The sequence below is a fragment of the Dehalococcoidales bacterium genome (assembly GCA_035529395.1).
GTDB lineage: Bacteria > Chloroflexota > Dehalococcoidia > Dehalococcoidales > Fen-1064 > DUES01.
Map to the genome: position 1 here is coordinate 1 of DATKWT010000104.1, position 10377 is coordinate 10377.

The 10377-nt window shown below is 55.5% G+C and carries 12 protein-coding genes; 11 read left to right on the forward strand and 1 reads right to left on the reverse strand.

Features of this window, described 5'->3' with window-relative positions; translation table 11 throughout:
* A partial coding sequence (locus VMW13_06680) for a carbon-nitrogen hydrolase family protein (protein HUV44499.1) occupies positions 1 to 593 on the forward strand: 593 nt, incomplete at its 5' end.
* Between the two features lie 10 nt (positions 594 to 603).
* On the opposite strand, the gene VMW13_06685 is transcribed toward VMW13_06680, so the two are convergent.
* Positions 604 to 1398 (reverse strand): enoyl-CoA hydratase-related protein, encoded by a 795-nt coding sequence (locus tag VMW13_06685; protein ID HUV44500.1) that lies wholly within the window; start codon positions 1396 to 1398, stop codon positions 604 to 606.
* Between the two features lie 648 nt (positions 1399 to 2046).
* Here VMW13_06685 and VMW13_06690 point away from each other — a divergent pair.
* The 10 genes from VMW13_06690 to VMW13_06735 all read left to right on the forward strand — a co-directional run.
* Positions 2047 to 2559: a hypothetical protein gene (locus VMW13_06690; GenBank protein ID HUV44501.1), complete on the forward strand. Its 513-nt coding sequence runs from the start codon at positions 2047 to 2049 to the stop codon at positions 2557 to 2559.
* 84 nt (positions 2560 to 2643) lie between these two features.
* Entirely contained in the window at positions 2644 to 3378 is a 735-nt protein-coding gene (gene rsmG / locus VMW13_06695) for a 16S rRNA (guanine(527)-N(7))-methyltransferase RsmG (protein ID HUV44502.1), read from the forward strand.
* A 100-nt stretch (positions 3379 to 3478) separates the two neighbouring features.
* Positions 3479 to 4906, forward strand: a complete 1428-nt coding sequence (locus VMW13_06700; GenBank protein ID HUV44503.1) for a CoA-binding protein — start codon at positions 3479 to 3481, stop codon at positions 4904 to 4906.
* 229 nt (positions 4907 to 5135) lie between these two features.
* Positions 5136 to 6017: a pyridoxal 5'-phosphate synthase lyase subunit PdxS gene (pdxS, locus tag VMW13_06705; protein HUV44504.1), complete on the forward strand. Its 882-nt coding sequence runs from the start codon at positions 5136 to 5138 to the stop codon at positions 6015 to 6017.
* A 1-nt stretch (position 6018) separates the two neighbouring features.
* Complete coding sequence (gene pdxT / locus VMW13_06710) at positions 6019 to 6636, forward strand: pyridoxal 5'-phosphate synthase glutaminase subunit PdxT (GenBank protein ID HUV44505.1); 618 nt, start codon at positions 6019 to 6021, stop codon at positions 6634 to 6636.
* Entirely contained in the window at positions 6623 to 7153 is a 531-nt protein-coding gene (pyrE, locus tag VMW13_06715; protein ID HUV44506.1) for an orotate phosphoribosyltransferase, read from the forward strand. The genes pdxT and pyrE overlap by 14 nt, the downstream gene beginning before the upstream one ends.
* A gap of 41 nt (positions 7154 to 7194) precedes the next feature.
* Entirely contained in the window at positions 7195 to 8712 is a 1518-nt protein-coding gene (locus VMW13_06720; protein HUV44507.1) for a R3H domain-containing nucleic acid-binding protein, read from the forward strand.
* Positions 8713 to 8717: 5 nt separating this feature from the next.
* Positions 8718 to 8981, forward strand: coding sequence for a hypothetical protein (locus VMW13_06725; protein HUV44508.1), 264 nt, complete (start codon positions 8718 to 8720; stop codon positions 8979 to 8981).
* Positions 8981 to 9730: a peptidase E gene (locus VMW13_06730; GenBank protein HUV44509.1), complete on the forward strand. Its 750-nt coding sequence runs from the start codon at positions 8981 to 8983 to the stop codon at positions 9728 to 9730. Before VMW13_06725 ends, VMW13_06730 begins: the two co-directional genes overlap by 1 nt.
* Positions 9731 to 10099: 369 nt before the next feature.
* Positions 10100 to 10377 (forward strand): hypothetical protein (locus VMW13_06735; GenBank protein HUV44510.1); only part of this gene is annotated, 278 nt, incomplete at its 3' end.

Here is a 10377-nt window from a genome sequence, read left to right on the forward strand (position 1 = left end):
GACTACTCGAAGTAGACGGCGACAAATGCTACAACGCCGCCGCGCTGATTGGGCCGCAGGGACTGGTGGGCAAATACCGTAAAAATCACCTGCCGTTCCTCGGTGTCGACCGCTTCGTAGACCCCGGGGACAGGCCGTTCCAGGTGCACCAGACACCGGTCGGCAACATCGGGATGCACATCTGCTACGATTGCAACTTCCCGGAAAGCTCCCGTATCATGGCATTACAGGGCGCTGATATCCTCGCCCTGCCTACCAACTGGCCCGGGACCCGGGACCATATCCCGAAGTACGTCATCAATACCCGCGCCCTGGAGAACAAGGTCCACGTGGTCGCTGTGGACCGTGTCGGCGTCGAGCGCGGCGTCAGGTTCCTCGGCCGGAGCAAGATTGCCAACGCCTGGGGAGACACGCTTGCCAGCGGCAGCGCCAGGAAGGAAGAGATACTCTACGGCGAAGTCAGCCTGGCACAGGCCAGACAGAAACGTCTCGTAGTCAAGCCGGGCGAGTTCGAGGTGGACTTTATCCGCGACCGCCGCCCGGAGCTATACGGTGACCTCACCCGACCCGACGCCTATCAACCACCAGCCTGAAGCTATTCCGCTAGCGTCCCTTCCAGTTTGGCGGTCGTTTTTCGCTGAAAGCCTTTGGCCCTTCCACGAAGTCTTCGGACTGTGCCATCTGCTGAGACATGAGAAAACCATGGTTCAGGGCAACCCCGAGCGTCATATCCTGGCCTTTCATAGCCGCCTCTTTGGATGAGCGAATCGACAGTGGTGCACAGCGCAAGATGTCATTTGCCCAGCTATCTACACATGTCCATAACTCGCTGAGAGGGACTACTTCATTTACCAGCCCGATGCGGTATGCTTCGTCAGCAGTGATGTGTCGGGCCGTGAGTATCATTCCCATCGCTACTTTCAGTGGTAGCTGTCGTGGCAGCCGATGAAGACCACCCGCACCGGCATTAAGACCCACGGTTGGCTCCGGAAGCCCGAAGCGAGCGTGGTCGGCGGCAATGATGATATCGCAGGCAAGGGCCATCTCCAGCCCTCCCCCCAGGCAGTAACCGTTGACGGCGGCAATCATGGGTTTGAAGCAATCAAAACGATTGGTAATTCCCCCAAAGCCACCCGGTGGTGACGGAATCCTGGGCTCGTTCTTCCCCGCCTGTTCAGCCTGGTATCTCAGGTCGTTACCGGCTGAAAAGGCTTTCTCACCAGCGCCGGTGAGAATACCAAGCCACATCTCAGGGTCGTCCCGAAAATCACTCCAGACCTCCCAGAACTCCGGGTGAGCTGGTGGGTGCAGGGCATTCATCCGCTCCGGACGGTTAATCGTGACATAAGCGATATGCCTGTCTGCGTCCTTCTTATAGATTAAGTACTTGTAAGCCATTTCTACTCCTTTCCACTCTCTTGTTGCTTATTGATATTACTGTCATACTAACACGTTTTACCTCCATCTGTAAGGTGTTAAACGGACGTAATCAGGCAAGGAAACCGCCATCCCGCCCTGAAGTGAGCGGCGCAGTATCACACACGCCACACCATCCGAGGCAGGTTACTGGTTCTCAGCAAAACAGGTCAAGTTGAATCTAGTCCTGTGTGCTATTCTTAACAAGGAGGTGAGAACACGGAAAGCATGGAAAGCTGGGAAAAGATAAAAGCGGTCCAACGTATGCAGGACTATATTGAACAGCATACTGCGGAACCCATAACCTTGCGCATGCTCGCGCGAGCCGGTGGGTATTCTCCGTGGCATTCCGCAAGAATTTTCAAGGAATTGACTGGTAAAACACCGTTCGAGTATATCCGAACAGTTCGGCTGTCCCAGGCAGCCATTAGACTCAGGGATGAGGATGTCAGGATTATAGATGTAGCGCTTGATTTTGTGTTCGATTCGCATGAAGGGTTCACCAGAGCGTTTTCCAAACAGTTCGGTATGAGTCCCCGGTACTATAGTAGAAACACGCCACCGCTAAAACTCTTTATGCCCACTCGCATCCGTGATTATTACCTCAAAATGCAACAAGGAGAGGGTATCATGTCTGAGAAGCCAAGTACTTATACCGTTTTTGTCCAGGTGGTTGACCGTCCTGAAAGAAAGCTGATATTGAAACGAGGTGTCAGGGCAACACATTACTTTGAATACTGTGAAGAGGTCGGGTGTGATGAGGTATGGGGTGTTCTTACCGGTATTAAAGATGCGCTGTATGAACCTATCGGAATGTGGCTGCCGGAAAACCTGCGTCGGCCTGATACATCCGTATATGCTCAAGGGGTTGAAATGCCGGCCGACTATGCAGACAAAGTCCCGGAGGGATTTGAGCTGATTGACCTGCCGCCGTGCAAGATGTTGGTCTTTCAGGGCCAACCGTACGATGAGGAGAAGTTTGAGCAGGCGATCGGAAACCTGTGGGAGGTGATGAAAAGCTACGATCCGGAGCTATACGGCTTTGCCTGGGCGGATGAAGACGGTCCAAGGTTCCAACTGGAACCGATGGGATACCGGGGCTATATTGAAGCCAGGCCGGTTAGACAGTTAAACGCAGGATAGTCGGCTAGCGAGAAGTACCCGGTAGATTTGCCGCCGTATCTTGTAAAAGTGAGCGTGTGTCTCTGTGCTATAATTGTGAGCGTCATGGAGAAACTCATTTCCGGCACACGCAGACTTGGTCTTAACCTCAGTGCGGGGCAGCTTGACCAGTTCGAGGTCTACTACCGGGAGCTTATTGACTGGAACACACGGATGAACCTGACCGCGACCACCGACTACGAGGAAGTGCAGGTGCGCGGTTTCCTCGATGCCCTTACCGTGGTGCTCGCCTGGCAACCGCCAACCGAGGAACCATCAACAGGTAAATCACCGGCGGTCATTGATGTGGGCACGGGGGCGGGCATACCGGGAGTGCCGCTCAGAATAGCCTTTCCCGGAATACGGCTGCTACTTCTGGAGGCCACGGCAAAGAAGACGAACTTCCTTCGCCACCTCTGCGGGCAACTGGGGCTGGAGGATGTCGAGGTTATCAACACACGCGCGGAGAAACTGGCCCGCAGCGACCAGTACCGGGAGACGTTCGACCTGGTGCTGTCGCGAGCGGTCGCGCCACTACCGACACTGGTGGAACTGACGCTACCCTTCTGTGCTGTCGGCGGCACCTTCATCTCCCATAAGAAGGGGAACGTCGACTGGGAAATCAAGCGGGCGGAGGCCGCGATAACCGCCCTGGGAGGGAAGCTCCGGGAGGTAAGGGAGGTAGATATGCCCGAGTTCCCCGACCGGCGTCTTCTGGTGGTGGTTGATAAGGTCTCCCCCACTCCGGAGAAGTACCCACGCCGACCGGGAATACCGGCGAAGAGACCGCTTCATTCCTGACGGCCGAGGCAGAGACTCCTTGACAGTCGGTCGACAACCCGCCTAATATAGCCGCAGCGTGGGAGATGAGTTTCATTAGTGGAGGCACTCAGGAGAAACCTTGAAAGTAGACTTCAACAGGTTGGACCGGGCATTCAACCCCCGGTGTGTTGCCGTTATTGGTGACAGCAGGAAGACGAACTTCGAATGGCTCCACAGCGAACTCGACTTCAAGGGGAAGCTGTACTCGGTGCAGGTCAACCCTGAGACTATCGAGGATATCAAGGCCCTGGGAGTGGAGAACCATACCAGCCTCCTCGACATCCCCGAGCCGGTTGACCTGGCCATCGTGGCGGTTTCAAGAAACGCAGCCCTGAACGTACTGGAGGACTGCATTCGCAAGGACGTTGCTGCCGCCCATTTCTTCACGGCGGGCTTCTCCGAGACCCATACCGAAGAAGGAAGAGGGCTGGAGCAGGCACTGGCAGCAAGAGCGGAAGAGGCCAACTTTCACCTCATCGGTCCCAACTGTATGGGGATATTCAACCCGAGACTGGGCATTAAGCAGACCCCGGACCAGTACTGCGGCACCCCCGGACCGGTCGGTTTTATCTCGCAGAGCGGCAGCATGGCCCTGACCTTCAGCCTGGATGCGCATCTCCTCGGACTGGATATCAGCAAGTCGGTCAGTTCCGGCAACGGCATTGCACTTGAGGCCACGGATTTCCTCGAGTACTTCAGCCGGGACCACGAGGTCAAGGTTATCGGCATGTACCTGGAGGGCGTGAAGGACGGCAGAAGGTTTTTCAGTGTTCTCAGGCGGGCGGCTGCCCGTAAACCGGTGGTGGTTTGGAAGGGCGGCCGCACCGAGGACGGGGGGAGGGCGATTGCCTCACATACCGGGGCACTGGCCGTAACCGGAACGGTATGGGACGCCGCGGTGAATCAGTGCGGGGCAGTCCAGGTCACCACAATGGAAGAGATGATTGATACCCTGAAGGCCCTCGTCTACTTTCCACCGGTCCGCGGTGACAGGACGGCCGTTATCGGTGGTTCGGGAGGACAGTCGGTGGCCATCACCGATGCCCTGGTTGATGTCGGGTTGAGAGTCCCCCGCCTCACCCAGGAGTCCTACAGCGAACTGGAGACGTTCTTCAACATCGTTGGCGGGAGCTACCGCAACCCGATAGACACGGCCGGGCCGGTGCGCCGTGACATGCGCCGCGTCTGGGGAATCGTTGCGCAGGACCCGAATATAGACAACCTGATAGGTATCACGGGAACCAAACCCGGTCGGCAAATCAGTCCCCAGCAGGTCCAGGGCAGCCTCGACCTGATGCGCCAGGTCAAAGAATCGACATCGAAGCCGCTGATGGTCTTCGTTTTCTTATACACCGCGGATGCTGCCAGGGAGGTCAGAGACATCGTCCTGCAGTTCCAGGAGATCGGCATCCCGGCCTTTCCCACTATCGAACGTGGCGCGCGTGCGCTCAGGAATACCCTGGAGTACTACCGTCGCCACCCTGAAACCGGCACGCGGGATAGCTGATGCCTTCAAGCCATTAGTCGGTTTAGTCAGTTCGTCCTGAAAATCAGTCTGCCCGGTGAGATTCTTTGCTGTCTCTTCGCTTAAGCTAGAACTTCGGCTCACAATAACGGTCGCATGACTGTGCTGCTGCTTGTTTTACCAAAGAGTACACCATGTTGATAAACGGCAATAACGGTAGTAGAATACTACTGTATAAGCGAGTAGCCTACGGGTGAGTGAGGAGGCACATATGGAAACCGGGACATGGAAGGTCAAGACTGGCCTCGCTCAGATGTTGAAGGGCGGGGTTATCATGGACGTCGTCACTCCGGAGCACGCCAGGATAGCCGAGGAAGCCGGTGCCTGCGCGGTAATGGCGCTGGAGAGAGTACCATCGGACATCCGTGCTGCCGGTGGTGTTGCCCGTATGGCCGACCCGACAGTAATCGAAGCTATCATGAAAACTGTCTCGATACCGGTCATGGCCAAGTGCCGAATCGGCCACTTCGTTGAAGCCCAGGTGCTGGAGGCACTGGGTGTCGATTATATAGACGAGTCTGAAGTACTGACACCGGCCGACGAATCGCACCATGTCTGGAAGCACGACTTCAAGGTGCCCTTCGTCTGCGGTTGTCGCAACCTCGGTGAAGCCCTGCGGCGTATCGGTGAAGGGGCGGCAATGATACGGACCAAGGGCGAGGCCGGTACCGGCAACATCGTGGAGGCCGTCCGGCATATGCGGACGGTAATGGATGAAATCCGCAAGCTGGTGAACATGCCGGAAGAAGAGCTGATGGCGGAGGCCAAGGAACTGGGCGCGCCGTTTGAACTGGTGAAGGAAGTGCATGAAATCGGCAAGCTCCCCGTGGTGAACTTCGCCGCCGGTGGTGTGGCAACCCCTGCGGACGCCGCCCTGATGATGCAGCTTGGTGCTGATGGCGTTTTCGTTGGCTCCGGCATCTTCAAGTCCGACAAACCCGACGTGATGGCTAACGCAATCGTCAAGGCGACCACCCACTACCAAGACCCGCAGATTATCGCCGATGTATCCAAGAACCTGGGCGCAGCCATGCCCGGACTGGATATCAAGCAAATAAAACCTGAGGAGCTACTGGCGCAAAGAGGATGGTAACATGAGGATAGGTGTCCTTGCCCTGCAAGGAGCCTTTGCCGAGCATATCGCCGTACTCAAACACCTGGAAGTAGACACACGGCCCGTCCGTTTACCCCACCAGATGGTGGGACTGGACGGGCTGATTATTCCCGGCGGTGAGAGCACCACCATGACCGGTCTGATGCTGAGCTACAACCTGCGCAGTGAAATCAGCCGGAGGGTGGGGGAGGGGATGCCGGTACTGGGGACCTGCGCCGGGATGATTCTGCTGGCCCGGGAGGTCGTCGACAACCGCGTGGAACCCGTGGCGACCATGGCGATGAGGGTGCGGCGCAATGCCTTCGGACGGCAGAGGGAGAGCTTCGAGGCCGACCTCTCGATACCGGTACTCGGGGAGAAGCCCTTTCCCGGTGTCTTTATCCGCGCCCCCATCATCGAAGAGGTAGACAACGGTGTGGAGGTACTTGCCCGTTTGCCTGACGGTGCGGGTCCGGCAGTGGCCGAACCCGTTATCGTTGCCGCCCGGCAGGGGAATCTCCTTGCCTGCGCATTTCACCCCGAGCTTACTGACGACCTGAGATTCCACCAGTATTTCCTGGGTGTTGTTAACGAGGAATTAAAAGATGAACAGGAATGAACTGGCCCGAAAGATATACAACGTCTCTCATCTAACAGGCGATTTTGTATTACGCTCAGGACAGATATCGAATGAGTATTTTGACAAATATCTATTTGAATCTGCTCCCAGGTTACTAACGGAAATTGCCGGCCATTTGTCTAAACTCATACCGGAAGGGACAGAGGTTCTGGCGGGTCTTGAAATGGGCGGCATACCTATTGCGACAGCCATGTCAATCCAGACTAATATGGCTGTGGTGTTTGTTAGAAAAAAGGCAAAGGAATATGGCACCTGTAAACTTGCCGAAGGAATAGATATAAATGGCAAGAGGGTCTGCATTATTGAAGACGTGGTAACAACAGGTGGACAGATAATCTTGAGCGCAAATGACCTAAAGCAATTCGGTGCTCAAATTGAATATGTAATATGTGTCATCGAGCGTGATGAAAGGTGCAGAAACAACCTGAAAAGGGAGGGGCTGGAATTACTCTCGTTGTTTAGAATGGAGGAATTACAATCCGGAGAAGTCACTTGATAAAGGAGAGTATTCAGACTTCTCCCAAGGAGAAGTAACTCTTGGAAAAAACAATCACCGATGACCTGGAAGCCCTGCTGGACGTTCTCCCGCCCCGCATTCGCCAGCCGCTGGTTGATACGGAGGACCGGAGGGAACTCCTGGAGGTAGTCCTCGACCTCGGCAGGCTACCCGAAGCACGCTTTGCCAGGCGTGAGGTCACGCTTGATGAAGGGGAAGTAACCGAAGAAGATATCGAGTACGTCACCGAGCGTATCAGCAGCTTCGGCGGTGACAACCGGGCCGGGATAGAGCGTACGCTGCACCGTATCTCGGCGATTCGCAACCGGAAGGGCCGCACCGTCGGGCTGACCTGCCGCGTCGGTCGGGCGGTCTACGGCACAATACACATCATCGAAGACCTGGTACAGACCGGCAAGAGCATCCTGCTGCTCGGTCGCCCCGGCGTGGGCAAGACGACCATGCTCCGCGAGGTGGCACGGGTACTGGGTACTGAATTCGGCAAACGGGTCATCATCGTTGATACCTCCAACGAGATTGCCGGTGATGGCGATATCCCCCACCCGGCGATAGGACACGCCCGGCGGATGCAGGTGGCCACGCCCAGCATGCAGCATGCCGTGATGATCGAGGCGGTGGAGAACCACATGCCGGAAGTGATTGTTATCGACGAAATCGGCACCGCCCTGGAAGCACAGGCGGCCCGGACAATCGCCGAGCGTGGCGTACAGCTTGTCGGCACCGCCCACGGGAACACCCTGGAGAACCTGATGATGAACCCCACCCTGGCCGACCTCATCGGCGGGATACAGTCGGTAACCCTGGGCGACGAAGAAGCCCGCCGGAGAGGCACTCAGAAATCTATCCTGGAGCGCATGTCCGCCCCGACCTTCGACATACTGGTCGAGATACAGGACTGGGACCGGGTGACGATTCATCTCGATGTCGGTGAAGCAGTCGACACCATCCTGCGCGGCCAGCCACCGGCTACCGAGACCCGCTGGCCGGACGAGAACGGCGAGGTCCACATCGAGAGGGTTGTCCCCGAGGTCACCGAGCGAAGGACACCGGTGCAGAAGCAGGCGATTAAGAAGGACAGCAACCACCGGCTCTTCCTGTTCGGGGTGAACCGGGGGAGGGTGGAGCAGGTAGCCGACGACATGCAGGTGGGCCTGGAACTGACCAACAGCCTGGAAAATGCCACCCTGCTGGTGACCTCCAAGAAGTACTATCGCCAGAAGCCGAAGAAGGTCAAGGAGGCGGAGGCGTTTAACGTGCCCATCTTCGTCCTCAGGGGCAATACCCCACCCCAGATACGGCAGTTGCTGAACACAATCTACCCCACCGAGGTACCCCGGCAATCAAGCTCCTTCGAGCAGGCCCTGACCGAGGCGAAAGAGGCCGTGGACAAAGTAATGTCCGGGGAGGAAACGGTGGAGCTCAGCCCGCAGAGCGCCTATATCCGCCGGCTGCAGCACCTGATTGCGGAGAGAAATGCCCTTGGTTCCCAGAGCACCGGCAAAGACCCGAATAGAAGGGTAAGGATATTCAGGGGGTAGAAGGTATGGAGAGCCAGCCGGTTGTTCGTGAGAGCATCAAGGCCAGGATGGTACGCTTCCTGAGAAGGACAGAGAACCTGCTGATTGTGGGAGGCATGCTGGCGACGGCGACCGGCATCCTCCTGGCAACACGGGGTGCCGAGGTACTGCTGGCATCCAGTTGCATCATTCTGGGGGTGGGCCTCTTCTCAGGGCCTATGTCCAAGAGGGTTGGTTGGGTGCTCACTGGTATTGCTCTACTCTTGTTCGTGATTGCGCTGTTTGTGTGATGGGAAAGATAGTTGCTATAGGTGGTGGCCACATAGGAAGTCCAGGTCAACCTGTCGAGACTACCGAAATAGATAAGGAAACTATTAGGCTAAGTGGAAGTAGAGAACCGAGACTGCTGTTCATACCAACGGCCACAGATGATTCAGAGTCATATGTTGAGACTGTCCATAGACACTTCGGTCAAACCCTCGGTTGTACTGTCGATACACTACATCTGATTAAGGAAAGGCCTAGTGTAACAGAAATACAAGGTAAGGTTTTCAGCGCGAACATTATCTATGTTGGTGGTGGCAATACTCTAAAGATGTTAAGGATATGGAGAAGGCTCGGTGTAACTGAAGTACTTCTTGAGGCATATCAGAGAAATATAGTCTTGTCTGGCGTTAGTGCCGGCGCAATATGTTGGTTCAAATATGGTAGTTCCGATTCAAGGAGGTTTGCAACTCCGCATGCTGGATTGATCAAGATCAGAGGTCTAGACCTTGTCAACGCGCTATATTGTCCTCACTACGACACCGAGGAAGATAGAAGACCGCACCTCAGAGAGTTGATGGAAAAAACCTCGGGAGTTGCGTTGGCTGTTGATAGCTGTTGTGCAATTGAGATTCTAAACGATAAGTACAGAGTCATTGCATCGAAAAGTAGAGCTAATGCTTACAAAGTATATTGGAGCAAAGGAGAATTCTACGAAGAAATCATCGAGAAAGCGGATGAGTTTAGGTCGATCGAGAATTTGTTGAAGAAATGATAGACGTCCGACTACGTTTTAGGGGATAGGTGTTGTGTGAGCATAGATGATGATATCGTAGAACACTATAAATCAGGGATAGAATCAAACCGTCTCTTTACCGGTGTGTCCCAATTTGAAAGGGTGAGAACCCAAGAGATAATCTTGCGCTACTTAACTAAGACTCCCTCAAGGATACTGGACGTAGGGGGAGCTACCGGTTTTTACTCATTCTGGCTAAGTGGTATAGGACACGAAGTCCACTTAGTAGACCCTGTATCACTACATATCAAACAAGCCAAGAAGCAGCCTCTTCCTTTCCTTCCAGATTGCTTCGCTACGCTCGCAATGACACGTGGTGTAATAAGGGTGAGGGGTCGATAAGATTCTATGGTCAGGACTAGAGACAGCAACCCAAAGCACACACTCTCCCGCGAGACCGGCACCATCGTCAAGGACTGGGGAGGGCGGCTGCCGGTTGCACTGGTGTACCCGAACGCCTACTACCTGGGGATGTCCAACCTGGGCATCCACGCCATCTACAAGCTGCTGAATGGCTATTCGGATGTCGTCTGCGAGCGCGTATTCCACGAAAAAGGTCAGCAAGAAGCACCGGCAGGACTCGAATCTCAGCGGCCGCTTACCGACTACGCCGTCATTGCCTTTTC

Coding starts and splice junctions, on each gene's coding strand:
- VMW13_06685 (HUV44500.1), bottom strand. CDS start 1,398: ATGGCTTACAAGTACTTAATCTATAAGAAGGACGCAGACAGGCATATC.
- VMW13_06690 (HUV44501.1), top strand. CDS start 2,047: ATGTCTGAGAAGCCAAGTACTTATACCGTTTTTGTCCAGGTGGTTGAC.
- rsmG (HUV44502.1), top strand. CDS start 2,644: ATGGAGAAACTCATTTCCGGCACACGCAGACTTGGTCTTAACCTCAGT.
- pdxS (HUV44504.1), top strand. CDS start 5,136: ATGGAAACCGGGACATGGAAGGTCAAGACTGGCCTCGCTCAGATGTTG.
- pdxT (HUV44505.1), top strand. CDS start 6,019: ATGAGGATAGGTGTCCTTGCCCTGCAAGGAGCCTTTGCCGAGCATATC.
- pyrE (HUV44506.1), top strand. CDS start 6,623: ATGAACAGGAATGAACTGGCCCGAAAGATATACAACGTCTCTCATCTA.
- VMW13_06725 (HUV44508.1), top strand. CDS start 8,718: ATGGAGAGCCAGCCGGTTGTTCGTGAGAGCATCAAGGCCAGGATGGTA.
- VMW13_06730 (HUV44509.1), top strand. CDS start 8,981: ATGGGAAAGATAGTTGCTATAGGTGGTGGCCACATAGGAAGTCCAGGT.